At 64.0% G+C, this 20,467-nt stretch carries 19 protein-coding genes; 13 read left to right on the top strand and 6 right to left on the bottom strand.

The genetic code is table 11. From position 1 onward, the window contains the following. Positions 1 to 21: 21 nt before the first annotated feature. From M5G11_RS16425 to M5G11_RS16410, 4 genes are read right to left on the bottom strand one after another with little or no spacing between them, the layout of a single operon-like run. A complete protein-coding gene (locus M5G11_RS16425; protein ID WP_273910549.1) occupies positions 22 to 1,248 on the bottom strand; it encodes a hybrid sensor histidine kinase/response regulator in 1,227 nt (408 codons plus the stop codon). After that, positions 1,242 to 1,817 carry a chemotaxis protein CheB gene (locus tag M5G11_RS16420; protein WP_273910550.1) on the bottom strand — a complete coding sequence of 192 codons (576 nt, stop codon included), beginning with the start codon at positions 1,815 to 1,817 and terminating at the stop codon, positions 1,242 to 1,244. Before M5G11_RS16420 ends, M5G11_RS16425 begins: the two co-directional genes overlap by 7 nt. Beyond that, a complete protein-coding gene (locus tag M5G11_RS16415; RefSeq protein WP_420793807.1) occupies positions 1,814 to 2,659 on the bottom strand; it encodes a CheR family methyltransferase in 846 nt (281 codons plus the stop codon). Before M5G11_RS16415 ends, M5G11_RS16420 begins: the two co-directional genes overlap by 4 nt. Further along, the gene (locus M5G11_RS16410) at positions 2,632 to 6,117 is read right to left on the bottom strand and encodes a response regulator (RefSeq protein ID WP_273910552.1); all 3,486 of its coding nucleotides are present in this window, start codon (positions 6,115 to 6,117) and stop codon (positions 2,632 to 2,634) included. The genes M5G11_RS16415 and M5G11_RS16410 overlap by 28 nt, the downstream gene beginning before the upstream one ends. Before the next feature lie 287 nt (positions 6,118 to 6,404). Between M5G11_RS16410 and M5G11_RS16405 the strand changes: the two genes are divergently transcribed. Continuing rightward, on the top strand, positions 6,405 to 6,752 hold the full coding sequence (locus tag M5G11_RS16405) for a response regulator (RefSeq protein ID WP_273910586.1): 348 nt from the start codon (positions 6,405 to 6,407) through the stop codon (positions 6,750 to 6,752). A 67-nt stretch (positions 6,753 to 6,819) separates the two neighbouring features. Continuing rightward, entirely contained in the window at positions 6,820 to 7,950 is a 1,131-nt protein-coding gene (locus M5G11_RS16400) for a glycosyltransferase family 4 protein (protein ID WP_273910553.1), read from the top strand. Here M5G11_RS16400 and cobF read toward each other — a convergent pair. Then, entirely contained in the window at positions 7,919 to 8,656 is a 738-nt protein-coding gene (cobF, locus tag M5G11_RS16395; protein ID WP_273910555.1) for a precorrin-6A synthase (deacetylating), read from the bottom strand. The genes M5G11_RS16400 and cobF overlap by 32 nt on opposite strands. Before the next feature lie 69 nt (positions 8,657 to 8,725). After that, positions 8,726 to 10,015 carry an OprD family porin gene (locus tag M5G11_RS16390; protein ID WP_273910557.1) on the bottom strand — a complete coding sequence of 430 codons (1,290 nt, stop codon included), beginning with the start codon at positions 10,013 to 10,015 and terminating at the stop codon, positions 8,726 to 8,728. Positions 10,016 to 10,379: 364 nt separating this feature from the next. Between M5G11_RS16390 and M5G11_RS16385 the strand changes: the two genes are divergently transcribed. The 11 genes from M5G11_RS16385 (at position 10,380) to M5G11_RS16335 (ending at position 20,463) form a co-directional block, all read left to right on the top strand. After that, a complete protein-coding gene (locus tag M5G11_RS16385; RefSeq protein WP_273910559.1) occupies positions 10,380 to 10,739 on the top strand; it encodes a histone-like nucleoid-structuring protein, MvaT/MvaU family in 360 nt (119 codons plus the stop codon). Positions 10,740 to 10,959: 220 nt separating this feature from the next. Then, on the top strand, positions 10,960 to 11,481 hold the full coding sequence (gene gloA / locus M5G11_RS16380) for a lactoylglutathione lyase (RefSeq protein WP_273910560.1): 522 nt from the start codon (positions 10,960 to 10,962) through the stop codon (positions 11,479 to 11,481). A gap of 201 nt (positions 11,482 to 11,682) precedes the next feature. After that, positions 11,683 to 12,354 (top strand): GntR family transcriptional regulator, encoded by a 672-nt coding sequence (locus tag M5G11_RS16375; RefSeq protein ID WP_273910561.1) that lies wholly within the window; start codon positions 11,683 to 11,685, stop codon positions 12,352 to 12,354. A gap of 114 nt (positions 12,355 to 12,468) precedes the next feature. After that, a complete protein-coding gene (locus M5G11_RS16370) occupies positions 12,469 to 13,401 on the top strand; it encodes a 4-hydroxyproline epimerase (protein ID WP_273910562.1) in 933 nt (310 codons plus the stop codon). Then, positions 13,398 to 14,507 (top strand): NAD(P)/FAD-dependent oxidoreductase, encoded by a 1,110-nt coding sequence (locus tag M5G11_RS16365; RefSeq protein WP_273910563.1) that lies wholly within the window; start codon positions 13,398 to 13,400, stop codon positions 14,505 to 14,507. Before M5G11_RS16370 ends, M5G11_RS16365 begins: the two co-directional genes overlap by 4 nt. Beyond that, a complete protein-coding gene (locus tag M5G11_RS16360; RefSeq protein ID WP_273910565.1) occupies positions 14,500 to 14,736 on the top strand; it encodes a (2Fe-2S)-binding protein in 237 nt (78 codons plus the stop codon). Before M5G11_RS16365 ends, M5G11_RS16360 begins: the two co-directional genes overlap by 8 nt. Continuing rightward, positions 14,733 to 15,989, top strand: coding sequence for an NAD(P)/FAD-dependent oxidoreductase (locus tag M5G11_RS16355; RefSeq protein ID WP_273910566.1), 1,257 nt, complete (start codon positions 14,733 to 14,735; stop codon positions 15,987 to 15,989). Before M5G11_RS16360 ends, M5G11_RS16355 begins: the two co-directional genes overlap by 4 nt. 213 nt (positions 15,990 to 16,202) lie before the next feature. Beyond that, positions 16,203 to 16,952 carry an AraC family transcriptional regulator gene (locus M5G11_RS16350; RefSeq protein ID WP_273910567.1) on the top strand — a complete coding sequence of 250 codons (750 nt, stop codon included), beginning with the start codon at positions 16,203 to 16,205 and terminating at the stop codon, positions 16,950 to 16,952. A gap of 242 nt (positions 16,953 to 17,194) precedes the next feature. After that, complete coding sequence (locus tag M5G11_RS16345; RefSeq protein ID WP_273910568.1) at positions 17,195 to 18,013, top strand: ABC transporter substrate-binding protein; 819 nt, start codon at positions 17,195 to 17,197, stop codon at positions 18,011 to 18,013. A gap of 1 nt (position 18,014) precedes the next feature. Beyond that, positions 18,015 to 19,805, top strand: a complete 1,791-nt coding sequence (lhpI, locus tag M5G11_RS16340) for a cis-3-hydroxy-L-proline dehydratase (protein WP_273910569.1) — start codon at positions 18,015 to 18,017, stop codon at positions 19,803 to 19,805. Continuing rightward, positions 19,798 to 20,463 (top strand): amino acid ABC transporter permease, encoded by a 666-nt coding sequence (locus M5G11_RS16335; RefSeq protein WP_273910570.1) that lies wholly within the window; start codon positions 19,798 to 19,800, stop codon positions 20,461 to 20,463. Before lhpI ends, M5G11_RS16335 begins: the two co-directional genes overlap by 8 nt. Positions 20,464 to 20,467: the final 4 nt, after the last annotated feature.

Below are 20,467 nucleotides of genomic sequence, written 5' to 3'. Positions count from 1 at the left end.
GACCGCCATACGACCCCTGGCTTACGCAGAGGTTGCCTGCTGCTGCGTATTTTCACGCGTGTCGCGTACCAGCGGCAGGCGCACGACAAAGGTTGCACCCTGCCCCTCGGCACTGTTCACGCGGATACTGCCACCGTGGGCCAGCACGATCTGCTCGGAGATATACAGGCCCAGGCCCAAACCGGCAGTGCTCTGACTGGATGAGACCCGTTCGAACTGCTGAAAGATCCGTTGCTGGTTCGCCTCACTGATGCCGATGCCATGGTCGCGCACCTCGACACAGGCCATGCCGTCGGCTTCCTGCACGCGCACCTGCACCGGGCGCTTGCTGCCGTAGCGCAGGGCGTTGGTCAGCAGGTTGGCAATCACCTGCTCGATGCGAAACTCGTCCCAGACCCCGACCACCGGCGCATTGATCTCCAGCTCCAGGTTGCAGTCCGCCGCCCTGGCCTGCGCGGCGAAGTTCTCCACCAGCCCCGTCACCAGCTGGCTGAGGTCAAATTGCGAAGGCCGGATCGACAGCTTACCGGTGCGAATGCGCGACACATCAAGCATGTCTTCGATCAGGCGGATCAGGCTGTTGATCTGCCGTTCGTCGCGCTCGACCATGGCGCGCATCTTGTCCAGGGTAAAGGCATCGGCGTTGTCCCGCGCCAGGTGCAGCTTGCGCAGCTGGGTTTCGAGGATCAGCCCGTTGAGCGGCGTGCGCACTTCGTGGGAGACGATCGACATGAAGTCATCCCGCATGCGCACGGCATGCTCCAGCTCGCCCCGTGCCACCTGCAACTGGGCCAGCAGCAGCTCCTGCTCCTGGCGGCTGCGCTCCAGCGCCTGCAACTGCTGGTCGAGGGCCTTGCGCTGGCGGAACAGGTCGACGAACACCGCCACCTTGCTCTTCACCGCGTGGGTGTCCAGCGGCTTGTGCAGGAAGTCCACGGCGCCGCTTTCATAGCCCTTGAACGCGTAGTTCATTTCACGGGCCGCAGCGCTGACGAAAACAATCGGGATGTTCTTGGTTTTCTCGGTGCCGCGCATCAGTTCGGCCAGTTCGAAGCCGTTCATGCCGGGCATCTGTACGTCGAGAATGGCCAGGGCAAACTCGTGCTCCAGCAGCAAGCCCAGTGCCTGGTCGGCCGACTGCGCCTGGTACACCTCGCGGTCGTCGGCCTTGATCAGCGCTTCGAGCGCCACCAGGTTCTCCGGCAGGTCGTCGACGATCAGCAGTTTGGCTTGGATATGGCTTAGCATTCGCAGGATTCCAGCGTGGCGAGCAAGTGCCCGATGCCGTTCAAAGGGAGTATATGGTCAGGCCGCAGCAGCGCCAGCGCTGCTTCTGGCATGACGGCGACTTGCGCCTGGGCCGGGTCCTGAACGATGGTCCGGCCGCCACATTGTTGGATACGCGCCAGGCCTCTGGCGCCGTCTTCATTGGCCCCGGTCAACAGCACACCGACCAGGCCACGGCCGTAGGCATCGGCCGCCGACTCAAACAGAAAATCGATGGAAGGCCGTGAAAAATGCACGCGCTCCTCCTGGCTCAGGGACACGCTGCGATCACGCTCCACCGACAGGTGATAGCCCGGCCCTGCTACATAGATCATGCCGGGTTCGATGTGCTGCTTGTCCTGCGCTTCGCGCACCGGGCGGTGCAGGCGCCGGCTGAACACCTCGGCCAGCTGGCTGTGGCGGTCATCCGGCAGGTGCAGCACGCACAGCAGCGGGATCGGGTAATCGCGCGGCAACGCGGCAAACACCGTCAGCAGCGCACTGACGCCACCGGCCGAGGCGCCCAGGACGATCGCTTCGACCGGGTTCATAGCTTGCGGTAGATCCGCTCGGGCTTGACCAACGCCTCGAAGCGGTCCGAATAGGCAGAGAAATCCAGGGTTTCCTTGCTGCCCAGCACCAGGAAGCCTCGGTGGCACAGCGACTCGTGAAACAAGCCGAAGGCGCGGTCCTGCAGGTTCTTGTTGAAATAGATCAGCACATTGCGGCACGACACCAGCTGGGTTTCGGAGAACACGCTGTCGGTGGCCAGGCTGTGGTCGGCGAAGGTCACGTTCTCGCGCAGGCTGCTGTCGAGAATGGCGTTGCCGTAGGCGGCGGTGTAGTAGTCGCTGAACGCCTGGCGGCCGCCTGCCCGCTGATAGTTCTCGGTGTACTCGCGGATGCTCTGCATCGAGTAGATGCCCTGCTTGGCCTTCTCCAGCGAGCTTGGGTTGATGTCGGTGGCGTAGATGATCGTGCGCTCCAACAGCCCTTCCTCGCGCAACAGGATGGCCATCGAATAGACCTCCTCGCCGGTGCTGCAACCGGCGATCCAGATCTTGATCGACGGCCAGGTGCGCAGGTGCGGCACTACTTCGCGGCGCAGCGCAAGGAAGTGCTCGGGGTCGCGGAACATCTCGCTGACCGGGATCGTCAGGTATTGCAGCAGTTGCAGGAACATCCCCGGATCGTGCAGCACCCGCTCCTGCAGCGCAGACACCGTGGCACACTCGAACTGACGGGTTGCGTGCAGCACCCGGCGCTTGATCGAGGCGCCGGAATAATCGCGAAAGTCATAGCTGTACTTGAGGTAGATCGCTTCGATCAACAGCCGGATTTCAATGTCGGTATTGCGCTCTATGATCAAATTCGCTCCAGTTGCGGCAGCCATACACGGATCAGCGAGAACAGGCGGTCCAGCTCGATCGGTTTGGCCAGGTAGTCGTTGGCGCCGGCTTGCAGGCAGCGCTCCTGGTCATCCTTCATCGCCTTGGCAGTGACCGCGATGATCGGCAGTTTGCGCCAGCGGGCGTCCTGGCGGATCAGCCGGGTCGCTTCGTAGCCGTCCATTTCCGGCATCATCACGTCCATCAGCACCAGGTCGATGTCGCTGTGCTGCTCGAGTTTTTCGATGGCCTCGCGGCCGTTACGGCCGATCTCGACAATCGCCCCCTTGTGCTCCAGGGCACTGGTGAGGGCGAAGATGTTGCGCACATCGTCGTCCACCAGCAAGATTTTGCGCCCCTCGAAGACCTTGTCGCGGCTGCGCGCGGTCTTGAGCATGCGTTGCCTTTCATGGGACAGCGTCGATTCGACTTTGTGCAGAAACAGCGTGACTTCATCAAGCAGGCGCTCCGGCGAGCGGGCGCCCTTGATGATGATCGAGCGCGAATACTTGAGCAGGTCGGCCTCTTCGTCACGGGTCAGGTTGCGCCCGGTGTAGACGATGACCGGCGGGAAGGCGCGGATGTCTTCGGCAGTCATGCGCTTGAGCAGTTCGTTGCCAAGCATGTCCGGCAGCTTGAGGTCGATGATCATGCAGTCGTAGACGTTCTCGCGCAGCAGGTCGAGGGCTTCCTGGGCCATGCCCACGGCGGTGATCTGGATGTCTTCGTCGCCGATCAGGCGGGCGATGCTTTCGCGTTGCAGGTCATCGTCCTCGACCAGCAGGATGTGCTTGAGCTTCTGCGTCAGCTTGTCTTCCAGGCGGGCGAATACCACCTTGAGTTCTTCACGGCTGGTCGGCTTGACCGCATAGCCGATGGCGCCCATGTGCATGGCGGCCTCGACGCGGTCTTCGACGGAAATGATGTGCACCGGGATATGCCGCGTGCTGGCCTGCTCCTTGAGCCGTTGCAGCACGGTCAGCCCGGAATGGTCGGGCAGGCGCATGTCGAGCAGGATCGCATCGGGGATAAAGCCTGCCGCCAGTTCGAAACCTTCATCGGCGGCCTGGGCCACCAGGCAGCTGTAGCCCAGCTCGTGGGCCAGGTCGAGGAGGATGCGGGCAAAGTTCGGCTCATCCTCGATCACCAGGATGCAGCGATTGCTGAACGGCGCGTTGTGGCGGTCGTCGGGGAAGCTCGGCGCAGCGCGCGGCACGTCCAGCACCGGCTCGACCACCTGCGGCTGGTAGGCCGGCGCCGGTTGGCTGATCACCACCGGACGGCTCTGGTTGACGATCGGTTCGTAGCGCTCGGGCAGGATCAGGCTGAACACGCTGCCTTGGCCCAGGCTGCTGTCGACGCTGATCTGGCCACCGAGCAACTGCGCCAGGTCGCGGGAAATCGACAGGCCCAGGCCCGTGCCGCCGTATTTGCGGTTGGTGGTGCCATCGGCCTGGTGGAAGGCTTCGAAGATGCTTTGCTGCTGGTCGGCGGCAATGCCGATGCCGCTGTCGCGCACCGAGAACACCAGGCCGCTGCCCACCTGATAACCGATGCTCAGGCTGACCTGGCCTTTGTCGGTGAACTTGAAGGCGTTCGACAGCAGGTTCTTGAGGATCTGCTCCAGTCGCTGGCGGTCGGTGTAGAGCGTTGCCGGTACATCGGGGTCGATGCTCACGGTGTAGGTCAAGCCCTTCTCCGCTGCCAACGGCCCGAACAGGCCGCGCATGCCCTCTGCCAGGCGTGCGACCGGTGTGGTTTCGGCACGTACGTCGAGCTTGCCGGCTTCGACCTTGGCGATGTCGAGGATGTCGTTGATCAGGGTGAGCAGGTCGTTGCCGGCCGAGTAGATCGACTCGGCGAACTTGACCTGTTCACCCGTAAGGTTCTCCTGGGCGTTCTCGGCCAGCAGCTTGGCCAGGATCAGCGAACTGTTGAGCGGTGTACGCAGCTCATGGGACATGTTGGCGAGGAATTCGGACTTGTACTTGCTGGAGCGCTGCAGCTCTTCGGCGCGCTCCTGCAGCTCGACCTGGACCTGGTTCAACTCGCCGTTCTTGTGGTTCAGCGCATCACGCTGCTCGGCCAGGGCCTCGGTGCGTTCGGCAAGCTGCTCGTTGGTCTGCTCCAGTTCCGCCTGCTGGGTTTCCAGGTGGGCCTGGGACTCCTTGAGCACGCGGGACTGCTCTTCGAGCTCTTCGTTGGCGGTCTTGAGTTCTTCCTGCTGGACTTGCAGCTCTTCGTTGAGCTGCTGGGTCTCGGCGAGCACTTCCTGCAAGCGTTGGCGATAACGTGCGCTTTCAATGGAGATACCCACGTTGTCGCCGACCAGTTCGAGGAACTCGGTGTCACGCTCGCTCAACGGGCGCAGGAAGCCCAGCTCGACCACCCCGTTGACCCGGCCATCGTTGTTCGCCGGCAGGATCATTACGCTGCATGGCAAGCCATCGCCCAGGCCGGAGTTGACCTTGAAATAGCCCTGGGGCACATCGTCCAGGCGCACCAGGCGCCCTTGCATCACGGCCTGCCCCAGCAGGCTTTCCTGGGCGCCGAACAGCTGCTGCTCGTTCTCCTGCTCGCGGGAGAAGCCGTAGCTGGCGACACGTTGCAGGTTGCCATGGTCGTCACGCACATAGACCGCGGCCACCACGCTGCCCAGGTAGTTGCCGAAGAATTGCAGGATATTGTGCCCAAGGGTCGGCAGGGTCAGCTGGCCCAGCACCTGCTCGGCCAATTGGGTTTGCCCGCTGCGCAGCCAGGCCTGTTGTTGCAGGCGCTCGGTGGCGCGCTGCTGGGCTTCGAGGTTGGCCGCGTAGTTGCCGGACAGGCTGAGCAGGTCACGCCGCCCGATATAGGCCAACAAGGCGCTGAACAGCACGACGAAGGCCAGGTAGATGGAGATCGAGGCCACCGTGATGGTGCTGACGGTCTCGTTGCGGGCCTGGCGCAGTTGCTGCTCGGTGGCGACAAAGGCGTCGTATTCCTTGCGGATCTCATCCGTCAGGCGCTTGCCCCGGCCGGAACGGATCGGCGCGCGGTACTCGCCGCTTTCCCGGCGCAGGGTGATCAGTTCGCTGGCGAAGGCATTCCACTCGTTTTGCAGGGCTTGCAGCCGGGTCAGCCGGTCAACCTGGGTCGGGTTGTCGGCGACCAGTTGCTTGAGGCTGTCCAGCTCGGCCTGTATGCGCGGCCTGGCGACCTCGTAGGGGTCAAGGAAGTGCTCCTCGCCGGTCAGCAGGAAGCCGCGCATGCCGGTCTCCATGTCGATCGACAGCTTGACCGCCTCGGTGGCGTTGTTGATCACCCGGTCGGTGTGTTTCACCCACTGGATCGCCGAGAGCAGGTAGGCAATGATCGCGATGAACACCACCGCGCTCAACAAGCCAACCCCCAGAGGCAAGCCGATGTTTCGGCTCAGCAGCTTGCGAAAGCTCTGTTGGTCGGTCGAGGCTGCTTGGGTCATGTCAAAGTCCGGACAAGGAGTCAATTCGAGTAATAGTTCTAGTTTATGGCGGCACATGCAAACAAAAATGCCCCCTTCGACTTTCGAGTCTATCTGCCTTTGCCTATTCTGACAGGGCACTTAGCCAGCATTTGAGGGGTAGGTAACGCAATCGTTCCCTGTTGCGTACAGGGCCGTTATGCTGCGCGCCCGCCCGGTTTTTTCAGGTTTTCGGGAACTTCGAATGCCGTTGCGCTTACAGATTAAGTGTCACCTTTTGTACAGGATTGCTGGCCATGCCCCCTACCTTGCCCCTGCTGGTTGTCGAAGACGACGACATCGTGCGGATGCTGATTGTCGATGTGCTCGGTGAGCTGGGCTATGCCGTGGTCGAGGCTGCGGATGCCGCAGCGGCGCTGAACGTACTGGAAGACGCCGGGCAGTCGTTGGCGTTGATGATGACCGATGTCGGCCTGCCCGATATGGACGGCAGGAGCCTGGCCTTGCGGGCACGGGAGGCGCGGCCGTTGTTGCCGATCCTGTTTGCCAGTGGCTATGCCGATGCGCTTGAGCTGCCAGATGGCATGCACTCGATTGGCAAGCCGTTCAGCATTGATCAGTTGCGTGACAAGGTGAACGGGATTCTTGCCGGCTGAACCCTTGGCCGTGACCCTGCGGGGGCCCGCCTTCTGGTTTAATACGCCCCTTTTAACCGGGTCCCCCATGTCCACCTCCCCCCTGAACCTCCTGGCCCTCGGCCAACCTCGGCTGGACCTGCGCAACGCCCTGATCGCCCGGGGCTGGCGCATTACCGAGCAATTCCCGACCGCCTGCGAACAATCACCCGACGTGGTGCTGTTCGACCACTTCAGTACCGAGGAAAGCTTTGGCCCGCAGGTTCGCCAGCGCTTCCCCGAGGCCTTGCGCCTGCTCGAATGCAATGCCCTGCAAAGCCTGGGCAGCGCCCGCCAGCAACTGCTGCGGCGGCGCCTCGCGGAAGGCCTGGACAGCAACGACTTTCGCGCGCTGTTCGCCACCTCCGGCCCTGACCTGTACCAGCAGATGGCCGGCGCTGCGCTGACCCAACGCGAAATCGCCGCCCTGTACCGCTGCGACCTCAGCCTGCTGCCCTCCGATGTCGAGATCAACCTGCTGGTCAACGGCTTCGGCATGCCCGACCACCTGCTGCACTGGTGTCCCAGCCTGCTGAGCGCCGAGCCGGCACGCCCGTTCGCTGAGCGCGATGGCTTCATCTTCCTGGCTGACTTCACCGACCCTGCCAGCCGTGACGCGCTGCTGTGGCTCAAGCACAGCCTCTGGCCGATGCTGCGTCGCCGCCTGCCCGAAGCGCAGTTGCAGGTCCACGGGATTAGCCTCGCAGCCAGGGAACTCGCCCTGCACCAGCCGGATGAGGGTTTTCACGTTCAGGCGTGCACCGAGCCCGCGCAGGTATTGATGAGCAAGGCCCGCGTCTGCCTGGCGCCACTGCGTTTTGGTGGCGGCATCAAGCGGCTGCTGGTGGATGCCATTCAATGCGGTACGCCCAGCGTGACCACGCCCATCGGCAGCGAGGCCATGCACGGCGCCCTGCCCTGGCCCGGCAGCGTAGTGTCGCTGGCCGAAGCCCTGGCCGACGCCGCCGCCCAGCTCTACAGCGACGAAGCCCGCTGGCAGCAGGCCCAGCACACCACGCGCCAATTGATTGCCCAGCGCTATGACGCGCGCTGGCACGCCGAGGCCCTGGTCGAGCGCATCGAGCAGGCGCTGATGGACCTGCCCCAGCACCGCCTGTTCAATTTCACCGGGGCCATGCTGTGTCGGCTTACCGACGCCGCAACAGATAGGTGTCCATGATCCAGCCCTTGCGCGCGCGGGCCTGCTCGCGCTGCGCCAGAATCTGCGCCTTGACGGCCAGTAGCGGGCCTTCGATGAGCAATTCGTCCGGGGTACCGAGGTAGGCGCCCCAGTAGATGTGCAGGTCGGGGTCTTCCAGCTGGGCAAAGGCGCAATGACCGTCGAGCATCACCACCAGGTTGTCGATTTGCGCTTGCTCGGCCAGGCGCCGCCCCGGCAGTACCGTCAACGGTTCGCCAATGCGATTGAGAGGGATGCGGTGACGCGCGGCTAGCGCCTGCACGCTGCTGATGCCAGGGATCACTTCCAGGCTGAAGTGCTGGTGCTCGACCAGCTCGAGGATGCGCAAGGTACTGTCATACAGACCCGGCTCGCCCCACAGCAGGAAGGCGCCCGATTGACCGTCAGCCAGCTCGCTGTCGATCAGGCGGCCATACAAAGCCGCCCGCTGACGGTGCCAGTCCTGCACCGCGCCGACGTAGTCGGACGCCTCGCCATCACGCAGCGGGTCTTCCACCTGAACCAGACGGTACGGCCGGTTGACGTGCCGCTCCAGCAGCTCTTTGCGCAGGCGCAGCATGTCATCCTTGGCCGCGCCCTTGTCGAGCACGAAAAACACCTCGGCGCGGTTCAATGCATCGATGGCTTCAAGGGTGATCTGACGGGGGTTGCCGGGGCCGATGCCGATCAGCAGCAGGTGTTTCATCGCGAAGCTCTCCAGTGGGCGCGCGGCCATTGTCGACCGGCCGGCGCCCATTGGCAAAGCGCCGATGAGTTACCAGATCGAGAAGTTGTAGCTGACGATCACCCGGGTTTCGTCCATGTCACGCGCCCACTTCTCGTAGTTGCTGCGGTAGGTGGAGTTGCGCAGGCGCACGCTGACATCCTTGAACGTGCCGCTTTGCACCTGGTACTTGAGCTCGCTGTCGCGCTCCCATTCCTTGCCTTCGGCCAGGCTCCCCGGGACCTTGATGTGGTCGCCGTTGATGTAGCGGGTGAAGAAGCTCAGGCCGGGCATGCCCAGGGCCTTGAAGTCATAGTCGTAGCGCAACTGCCAGGAACGCTCCTGGGCGGCGGCGAAGTCGTTGACCTGGGCGTAGTTGACCAGGTACGGGTTGCTGCCATCAAGGTACGGCATGGCGCTGTCGCCGAACATGCGCTGCCAGCCGGCACTGACCTTGTGGCCGCCCAGGCTGTAGCCGAGCATGCCGCTGAACGCACGGTGGTCGATGTCACCGGCGCGGGCGCGGCCGATGTCGTCGCTCTTGATCAGGCGCAGGTCGGCAGACAGGCTGCCGACATCCAGCGGCTGGCTGGCCACCAGGCCGAGGAAATGCTGGCGGTAGATATTCTCGAGCTTGGCTACCTGGTACTGCGCACTCACGCGTTCGTTGAAGCGGTAGTCCACGCCGGCCATATCGAAGTGGTCGGCGGTGATGTCGCAGGCATAGCGCTTGTTCTTGCAATGCACACGCAGGTCCTGGGCATTGGTCGAATCCCGGGCGGTGTACTTGTCCAGGCGCGCAGCGCTGAAGGTGAGGTCGTTGATCTCTTTGGAAGTGAGCAGCGCGCCATTGAACATGGTTGGCAGCAGGCGGCCGTCGTTGTACTTGAGCAGTGGCATGTCCGGCAGCAGCGCACCGACTTTCAACACGCTCTTGGAATAGCGCACTTTACCGGCAACCCCCAACTTGGCGTACTGGTCCACCGAGTGACGCGGGTCGTGGCCACTGGAAGGCAACAAGCCGCTGTTGCTGTCTGCCGGGCTCGAATCGAGTTTGAAACCGATCATGCCCAGGGCGTCCACACCAAAGCCTACAGTGCCTTCGGTGTAACCGGACTGCGCATTGAGAATAAAGCCTTGTGCCCACTCTTCGCGTTTTGAGGCGCCTTGGCTGGAACTGCTGTGACCGTCGCGAAAATCACGGTTGAAATAAACATTGCGTGCTTCGACTTTGGCACTGCTGTCTTCAAGAAAACCACCGGCCTGGGCCGACGCACCGACGAACATCACCACCAGGCCGCTTAGACGGCGCCCAGGGGCGAGAGGGAATGGGGCAAACATCAGAAACGAACATCCGCAATAGAGGGGCAAAGAATCAACCTGCGCTTTGCTGGTGCAGGTCATGCAGCACCGCCAGCCACCTGGCGATGACCGATAATTATCCGTAGAGCGCTCTATTACGGGCCATTGGACCATGGTCTAAGGCAGCGCCAAGGCTACCCGGTTAATTCTTTAGTGTGAGTGCCAGTGCAAGTAATGAAGTTCCCTGCGCGCCGTCACTAAAAGTTTACTGATTAACCGAAGGGTATTGGCTACACTCGGGATTATGGAGTTGCCTTGTTCAACCCTGTGGACGTTGCGTTATAACCACTTATTGTTCGTGCCAACGCGTGCGCCCATTTGCCGACTAAGAGGAGTAATGACAGTGTCCAGACTTGCAGAGTTTCGTGCTGCCGAAAAAGCCCTTCAGGAACAGCTCGCACAACTGGAGGCGCTGAAAAAGGATGCCGGGCTTAAACGCGAAATCGAATTCGAGCAGAAACTTGTCAGCCTGATGAAATCCTATGACAAGGGCCTGCGCGACATTATCGATATCCTCGACCCCGGGGCCGCCACCAAGAGCATTGCGCGCGTGCCTAAAACCCGCCGGGCGCGGGTGGTGAAAGTCTACGAGAACCCGCACACCGGCGAGTTGATCGAGACTAAAGGCGGCAACCACCGAGGCCTTAAAGCCTGGAAGCAGGAGTACGGCGCCGCGACAGTCGACAGCTGGTTGCGCGGTTGAGAATCGCTTCACATATTTTTCACATCGACTGTTTCAGGATACAGGCTGCTAAAGGATTAGCGCCCCATAAGCCCGCTTCGGCGGGCATCTATTTCTTGCGCCCCGTCGGCCCCTGGCCCACGGGGCGCAAACCGTTTGCGCAATCGAATCAGTTCCGTATCATGGCCAGCTGACTGTTTCGCTGGTGCTTCTGCCGCCAGCCTTTACCTGCGGAGTGCCCATGAGCCTGCAAGACCTCAACACCCTCCCCGGCGTTACCGCGCAACCTGACGCCGCGACCCAGAATTTCGTCTTCAACCACACCATGCTGCGGGTGAAAGACGTCACCAAGTCCCTGGACTTCTACACCCGCGTGCTGGGCTTCAGCCTGGTCGAGAAGCGCGACTTCCCGGAAGCCGAGTTCAGCCTGTACTTCCTGGCACTGGTCGACAAGGCGCAAATCCCGGCCGACGACGCCAAGCGCAACGAGTGGATGAAGTCGATGCCCGGCATTCTCGAGCTGACCCACAACCACGGCACCGAGAACGACGCGGACTTCGCCTACCATAACGGCAACACCGACCCGCGCGGTTTCGGCCATATCTGCATTTCGGTGCCGGATATTCGTGCTGCCTGCGAGCGTTTCGAGGCCCTGGGCGTCAATTTCCAGAAGCGCCTGAGCGATGGCCGCATGAAGCACCTGGCCTTCGTCAAGGACCCGGACGACTACTGGGTCGAGATCATCCAGCCTACCGAGTTCTGATTTACTGAAACACCTGTAGCCGCTGCCGTCAGGCTGCGCTCGCCTGCAACGCAGGCGCAACAGCGGGAGTCCTGACGGCCTCCAGCGCAGCCTGTCGGCAGCGGCTACTCCGCTTCGGTGCATTCACCATTGGGCGCAAGTGACAACTGGTTTTGGTAAATTCGTATACCATATCCAGAAACAACTTCGGACGACCCCACCGTGACCGTACCCCGCCTGAACGCGCCGGACCTGGGCAACACGCCCTCGACCTCGGAAATCATCACCCGCCACCTGCGCGAGGCCATCATTGCCGGGCACTTTGGCGAGGACGAGCCGATCCGCCAGGACGATATCGCCCGCCAGTTCAACGTCAGCAAAATCCCCGTGCGTGAAGCGCTCAAGCGCCTGGAAGCCGAAGGCCTGGTGATGTTCCAGCGCAACCGTGGGGCGATGGTTACGCGCATGTCCGAGGCAGAGCTGGCGCAGATGTTCGAAGTGCGCATGCTTCTTGAAGACAAGGCCCTGCGCCTGGCCATCCCGAACATGACCGAAGCCACCTTCGCCCGCGCCGAGCGCATCTGCCAGGAATTCGTCGGCGAGAACGACGTCGGCCGCTGGGCCGAATTGAACTGGGAACTGCACGCCTGCCTGTACGAGCCGGCGCAGCGACCGTTCCTGGTCAACATGATCCGCTCGGTGAACGACAAGCTGGAGCGCTACCTGCGCATGCAGATGAGCCTCTCGGCAGGCAAGGACCGCGCCGACCACGAGCACCGCGACATCCTCGAAGCCTGCCGCGCCGGCGATGTCGAGCGTGCCGTCGGCTTGCTCGACGAGCACATTGCCGGCGTCTGCAAGACCCTCTTCGAGCACCTGCCACAGACTCGCTAACAGCGTTGCCACTGTGCCGATTTCGTCGTCGGCACGGCGTAAAGGCATCAAGCCGCCAGGCGCTGCAACAGGCCACTCTGTAGTTCATTCCCCCTGAATGGACGCGGCCTCTCGATGAAACGCATTACCGTGATCGACTCCCACACCGGCGGCGAACCTACCCGCCTGGTGACCGCCGGCTTCCCTGAACTGGGCAGCGGCAGCATGGCCCAGCGCAAGCAATTGCTGGCTGAACGGCACGATCAATGGCGCACCGCCTGCATGCTCGAGCCACGCGGCAACGATGTACTGGTCGGCGCCCTGCTGTGCGAACCGGTAGACCCGAGCGCCTGTGCCGGGGTGATCTTCTTCAACAACACCGGCTACCTCGGCATGTGCGGCCACGGCACCATCGGCCTGGTGGTCTCGCTGGCCCACCTGGGGCGCATCGGCCCGGGCGTGCATCGCATCGAAACCCCCGTCGGCACCGTGCAGGCGACCCTGCACGGGGATCACTCGGTCAGCGTGCGCAATGTACCGGCCTACCGCTACCGCAAGGCCTTGGTGTTGGAGGTGCCGGGAGTTGGCCAAGTGGTCGGTGACGTCGCCTGGGGTGGCAACTGGTTCTTCCTGATCGCCGAGCATGGCCTGGCGGTGGCTGGCGACAATATCGAGGCGTTGACCGCCTACACCTACGCCGTGCAGCAGGCCCTGGAAAACCAGGGCATCCGCGGCGAAGACGGCGGCCTGATCGACCATATCGAGCTGTTCGCCGATGACCCGACGGCCGACAGCCGCAATTTCGTCCTGTGCCCGGGCAAGGCCTACGACCGCTCGCCCTGCGGCACCGGCACCAGCGCCAAGCTGGCGTGCCTGGCCGCCGACGGCAAGCTGCAACCCGGGCAGACCTGGCGCCAGGCCAGCGTGATCGGCAGCGTGTTCGAAGGTACCTACGAAGCCGAAGGCGAACGCATCATCCCGACCATTCGTGGCCGTGCCCATATCAGCGCCGAAGCCACGCTGCTCATCCAGGAAGACGACCCGTTCGCCTGGGGCATTCGCTCGTGAAACCCTGCGCCGATGTGATCGTGATCGGCGCCGGGATCATCGGCGCGGCCTGCGCCCAGGCGCTCGCCGCCCGTGGCCTGCGCGTGCTGGTGCTGGACGCCGGCCTGCACGGCGCCACCGCCGCCGGCATGGGCCACCTGCTGGTGCTCGACGACAACCCGGCCGAGCTGGCGCTGAGCAAGCATTCGCTGCAACGCTGGCGCGAGATCGCCCCGGCGTTGCCCGACAGTTGCGCCTACCGCAGCAACGGCACGCTGTGGCTGGCCGCGAACGCCGAGGAAATGGCCGTCGCCGAGCACAAATACCAGGTGCTGCGCGCACAGGGCGTGGCCTGCGAGCTGGTCGGCGGGCCGGCCCTGCGCCAGCGTGAGCCGGCGCTGCGCGAAGGCCTGGAAGGCGGCCTGCTGATCAACCAGGACGGCATTCTCTATGCCCCGGCGACCGCGCGCTGGATGTTGCAGGCTAACGGCATCGAGCAGCGTCAGGCACGGGTCAGCGCCATCGAAGGCAATCAGGTCCGCCTGGATGATGGCCAGTGGCTGAGCGCCGAGGCCGTGGTGCTGGCCAACGGCATCCAGGCCACCGACCTGTGCCCGGAACTGCCGATTGAACCGAAGAAAGGCCACCTGCTGATCACCGACCGCTACCCCGGCAGCGTCACCCATACGCTGGTGGAGCTGGGCTATGTGACCAGCGCGCACAACGCCAGCGGCCCGTCCACCGCGTGCAATATCCAGCCGCGCCCGACGGGCCAGCTGTTCATTGGTGCCTCGCGCCAGTTCGGCACCACCGACCCGGCCGTCGAAGGCTGGATGCTTGCGCGCATGCTCAAGCGGGCCACCGAATACATGCCCGGCCTGGCCCAGCTCAATGGCATCCGCGCCTGGACCGGCTTTCGCGCGGCCAGCCCGGATGGCCTGCCCCTGGTAGGTCGCCATCCGCGGCAGGACGGCTTGTGGCTGGCGGTCGGTCATGAAGGCTTGGGGGTAACCACGGCCCCCGCCACCGCCGACCTGCTGGTCGCGCAGCTGTTCGGCGAAACACCGCCACTGGCAGCCGAACCTTATCTACCTGAACGCTTCCTGGGAGTAGCTGCCTGTGCCTGAACTGATTCTGGATGGCCGCCCCCTGCGCGTGCCCGACGGCACCAGCGTGGCGGCCGCCCTGGCCCTTGGCGGTGATGGCTGCGCGCGTACCTCGGTCAGCGGCCAGCGCCGCGCGCCGTTGTGCGGCATGGGCATCTGCCAGGAGTGCCGGGTGAATATCGACGGCCGCCGCCGTCTCGCCTGCCAAACCCTGTGTCGCGACGGCATGCACGTGGAGACCCGGCCATGAGCCCTGAACAGACTGATGTGCTGATCATCGGTGCCGGCCCTGCCGGGCTTGCGGCGGCGCTGGCGGCGGCGAGCAGCACCGCCCGTATCGTGCTGCTCGACGACAACCCGCTGGCAGGCGGGCAGATCTGGCGCGACGGCCCCCAGGCAGAATTGCCGGAGCAAGCACGCAGCCTGCGTGAGCGGGTGCTTGGTCACCCAAATGTGCGTCATTGTCCCGGCACCCGCGTGATTGCCAGCGCCGGCCCCAACACCTTGCTGGTAGAGGACGCCGAGCGCGGCTGGCAGATCCGCTACGACAAACTGATCCTCTGCACCGGCGCCCGCGAACTGCTGCTGCCCTTCCCCGGCTGGACTTTGCCCGGGGTGACCGGTGCGGGTGGCTTGCAGGCGCTGATCAAGGCGGGGCTGCCGGTACGGGACCAGGCGCTGGTGATCGCCGGAAGTGGACCGTTGCTGCTGGCCAGTGCTGCCACGGCCCGGCACAACGGCGCACGGATCGTGCGCATTGCCGAGCAAGCCGCACGCGGGGCAGTCGCCGGGTTCGCGGCCCAACTGCCGCGCTGGCCGCACAAGTTGCTGCAGTCGTTCAGCCTGTTTGATCGCCAATACCGCACCGGCACCCATGTGCTCGCGGCGCTTGGCAGTGATCGGCTGGAAGGTGTTCGCTTGAGCCAGCAGGGCAACATTGTCGAGGTGGCCTGCGACCGCCTGGCGTGTGGCTTTGGCTTGATCCCCAACAGCCAGCTGGGCCAGGCCTTGGGCTGTGCGCTGGAACAACAGGCGCTGGCCGTGGATGGCTGGCAGGCGACGTCCGTTGCCGGAGTCTATGCGGCGGGTGAATGCAGCGGTTTCGGGGGCAGCGAACTGGCGTTGGTGGAAGGGGCAATTGCCGGGCATGCAGCGGTTGGCGAGCACCCTGCGGCGCAGGCGTTGTGGACACGGCGGGCGCGCTGGCAGGGGTTTGCCCGGGCACTGAATCGGGCGTTCGCCCTCAACCCGGCGCTGAAGGCACTGGCCACTGCCGATACGCTGGTCTGTCGCTGTGAGGATGTGGCTTACGCCGAGCTCAGCGGGCACGTTGGCTGGCGTGAGGCCAAGCTTGCCAGCCGTTGTGGCATGGGCGCTTGTCAGGGCCGGGTGTGTGGTGCGGCGGTGCAGCATTTGTTTGGCTGGCAGCCTTCGGCGCCACGCCCACCGTTCAGCCCGGCACGCATCGAAACGCTGTTGTGCCTGGAGGATATCTCCAGCTGAGTCAGCGGTGACTGCTATGCAGTCAATCGCTGGCAAGGCCAGCTCCCACAGAGATTGCTGCAAGACAGTTGCTCCCGCAGTGTCAGCAGTGCATACCACCTCTGTGGGAGCCGGCGTTGCCGGCGATGAGGCCCTCAAAAGTGCCCACAAGCCTTTCAGCCCACCCCCCTTCCCTCTATGATCCGAACGGTCACCCCCCGGACCGACAGCCCCATGCACGCCACGCTCAACCAATTCGCGCCTTGTGACCTGCCAACCCTGCTCGGCAGCCTGCAGCCCATCGCCCCCCTGCTCGACACGCTCAATGACGTGGTGTTCTTCATCAAGGACAGCGAAGCGCGCTACGCCTTCGTCAACCAGACCCTGGCCCGGCGCTGCGGCCGCAAAGACACCCGCGAACTGCTTGGGCTGACCGCCGAACACGTCTTCCCCGCACGCTTCGGCCCGCTCTACACAGAACAGGATCGCCGCGTACTGAGCAGCGGCCGGGAGCTGGCCGACCAACTCGAACTGCACCTGTATTTCGGCAACCAACCCATCTGGTGCCTCACCCACAAACGCCCGCTGCGCGACGCCAACGGCGCCATCGTCGGCCTCGCCGGGATCTCCCGCGACCTGCAACTGCCACAGTCCAGCCACCCGGCATTCGACAAGCTCGCCGCCGTGGATGCGCACATCCGCAGCCACTTCGCCCGCCCCGTCAGCCTCGCCGAACTCACCGCCATCGCCGGGCTGTCAGTGGCGCAACTGGAGCGCCATTGCAAACGCATCTTCCAGCTCACACCCCGGCAGATGATCCACAAGGCGCGCCTTGAAGAAGCCTCGCGCTTGCTGCAAGACCTCGACCTGCCCATCACCGATATCGCCCTGCGCTGCGGTTACACCGACCACAGCGCATTCAGCCGTCAGTTCCGCGCCCTCACCGGGATTTCGCCGAGCCAGTACCGCGACAACCAGCGCTGAGTGTTCCGTTACGGGGCGCTCGCGCACGGGGTTGCTCCCTTATGTAACACCTCATCACCTGCCAGCGTTTCCAGCTGATTCCTCGCGCATCCCCAGCACTTTCCTACAAACGCCCTGCCACAAGGGCTGACAGCTATTTCTCGCTTTTTCGGTGAAACAGGCACGGTGATTGCTCTTAGAAATATCGTATACGAAATTACCAATACGATATCTAACAGCACTTCTCCGACCACGAGGCACCTATGAAAAAACGCACCTTTGCCGTAGCCCTCAGCGCTGTTCTCGGTACCACCTGCATTGCCAGTGCCCAGGCCGACAAGCTCGACGACATCATCGGTTCCGGCAAGCTGCGCTGCGCGGTGACCCTGGACTTCCCGCCGATGGGTTTCCGTGACGACGCCAACAACCCGGCCGGCTTCGACGTGGACTACTGCCATGATCTGGCCAAGGTGCTCGGCGTGGATGCCGAAGTGGTCGAGACGCCGTTCCCGGACCGTATTCCGGCGCTGGTGTCCGGGCGCGCCGACATCATTGTCGCGTCGACCTCCGACACCCTCGAGCGTGCCAAGACCGTCGGCCTGACCGTGCCCTACTTCGCCTTCCAGATGGTCGTGCTGACCCGCGACAACACCGGCATCAACAGCTTCGACGACCTCAAGGGCAAGGCGCTGGGCAACACCAGCGGCACCTACGAAGCCATCGCCTTGGAGAAGGACGTGAAAAGCTGGGGCAGCGGTAGCTTCCGTGCCTACCAGTCGCAGAACGACACCCTGCTGGCCGTCGCCCAGGGCCATATCGACGCCACCGTGGTCACCAACACCGTAGCCGCCGCCACCCTCAAGTCGGGCAAATACAAGAACCTGAAAGTCGCCGGCAACGCGCCATATGTCATCGACTACGTGTCGCTGGGTGCCAAGCGCAACGAGTACGGCCTGCTCAACTACCTCAACCTGTTCGTCAACCAGCAAGTGCGCACCGGTCGCTACAAGGAGCTGTTCACCAAGTGGGTCGGCACCGAGATCCCGCCGACCAACCTGACCGTGCCAGAGGTGTACTACTAAGATGCCGGGCCTGACCCGCAGCGCCAACCCGCTGACCGGGCGTAGCCTGGTGGCGGGGGCGGCCGAAGGCGAACTGCTGTTCGCCGACACCGGGCTGAGCTTCTGGGGCGGGGTCGACCCGTTCAGTGGCGAGGTCATCGACCGCCACCACCCCCTCAGCGGCCAGTGCATTGCCGGTCGCGTGCTGGCGATCCCCAGCGGGCGCGGCTCGTGTACCGGCAGCAGCGTGATGATGGAACTGATCAGCAACGGCCATGCCCCGGCGGCATTGGTGCTGGCCGAAGCGGACGAGATCCTCACCCTTGGCGTGCTGGTCGCACAGACCCTGTTCGGGCGTTCCCTGCCGGTGCTGTGCATCGGCCGGGAGGCCTTCGCCGGTTTGCACGGCGCAGCCTTTGTACGGGTTGAAGGCGAACACCTGAGCTGCTTCGCCCAGGCGCCTGCCGATGGCTGGCAAGCGCCGGATCCTGGCGCCGAACCCGTGGCCGTTGCAAGCCACATCCAACTGACGGCCATGGACCATGCGCTGCTCGACGGCAGCCATGGCCAGGCTGCGCAGATGGCGATGCAGATCGTCCTGCGCATGGCCGAGCTGCAAGGCGCCAGCGAACTGCTGGACGTGACCCAGGCGCACATCGACGGCTGCATCTACACCGGCCCGGCCAGCCTGCGCTTTGCCGAACAGCTGGTGCAGTGGGGGGCAAAGGTGCGCATACCGACCACGCTCAATTCCATCTCGGTGGACCAGCGTCGCTGGCGTGAACTGGGCATCGACCCGGCACTGGGCGTACCGGCCAGTGCCTTGGGTGATGCGTACATGGCGATGGGCGCGCAACTGAGCTTCACCTGTGCGCCCTACCTGCTCGACACGGCGCCAACGCTTGGCGAGCAGGTGGTGTGGGCCGAGTCCAACGCCGTGGTGTATGCCAACAGCGTACTCGGCGCCCGTACCCTGAAGTACCCGGACTACCTGGATATCTGCATCGCCCTCACCGGCCGGGCGCCCAATATCGGCTGCCACCAGCAAGCGCAGCGCATGGCCCAGTTGTTGATCGAGCTGCCGGCATTGGGCGAGCTGGACGACAGCTTCTATCCGCTGCTCGGCTACCACATCGGCGCCCTCGCCGGCTCGCGGATCCCGCTGGTGTTCGGCCTGGAGCAGGCCAAGCCGAGCCTGGATGACCTGAAAGCCTTTGGCGCGGCCTTTGCCACGACGTCTGCCGCGCCGCTGTTCCATATTGCCGGCGTCACCCCCGAAGCCCTCGACCCGGCGCAGGTACTGGAGGCTGACCAGGCACTGCCCGCCGAACGCCTGCAACTGGGCGAGCTGCTGCACAGCTGGCGTGAACTGAACAGCGCGCGCGAATCGCGGGTGGATGTGGTGTCGCTGGGCAACCCGCACTTTTCCTTCAGCGAATTCGCCCAGCTTGATCGACTCTGCCGCGACCGCCACAAGCACCCTGACGTGGTCATCGCCATCACCTGCGGTCGCGCCGTGCTGGAACAGGCGCGTGCGGCGGGGCATATCGCCGGGCTCGAACGTTTCGGCGTGACCCTGGTGACCGATACCTGCTGGTGCATGCTCGGCGAACCGGTGATCCCGCCAGCTGCGCGCACCCTGATGACCAACTCCGGCAAATACGCCCACTACGGCCCGGGCCTGGCCGGTCGCCCGGTGCACTTCGCCAGCCTTGCCGAGTGTGTCGAGTCGGCCTGTACCGGCCAGGCCAGCGGCCGCTTGCCGGCCTGGCTGCAACCCGCCGTCACCCTGGAGAGCCCTGCGCATGTTTGACTACACCTTCCAATGGCGCTCGGCCCTGCGCGCCCTGCCGGACATGCTTCAGGGCGCCCTGGTGACCTTCGAGACGGCGGCCTTGTCGATGATTTTCGGGGTGCTGATTGCCCTGGCCCTGACCCTGATGCGCGAAGGCACTCAGCCGGTGCTGCGCGGCTTTGCCAACGGCTGGGTGTCGATCGCGCGCAACACGCCATCGCTGTTCCAGATCTACATCCTGTACTTCGGCCTGGGTTCGCTGGGGCTGCACGTCAGTTCGTGGATCGCCCTGCTGGCCGGGATCACCTTCAACAACGCCGGCTACCTTGCGGAAAACTTCCGTGGCGGCCTGAAGGCCGTGCCGACCACGCAGATGCGTGCGGCGCGTTCGCTGGGCATGAGTGCGTTCCAGGCCTACCGGATGATCATCATTCCTCAGTTGCTGCGCGTGGTGTTCTACCCGCTGACCAACCAAATGGTCTGGGCGGTGCTGATGACCTCGCTGGGGGTGATCGTCGGCCTGAACAACGACCTCACCGGGGTTACCCAGGACTACAACGTCAAGACCTTCCGCACCTTCGAATACTTCGCCCTGGCGGCGGGGCTCTATTACCTGATTGCCAAGGCGATCGTCGGGCTGGCCCGGCTGATGGCCTGGCGTCTGTTCCGTTACTGAGGGG

The organism is Pseudomonas fontis (genome assembly GCF_028656955.1).
Lineage (GTDB): Bacteria > Pseudomonadota > Gammaproteobacteria > Pseudomonadales > Pseudomonadaceae > Aquipseudomonas > Aquipseudomonas fontis.
This window is presented reverse-complemented; position numbering and strand designations above follow the sequence as displayed.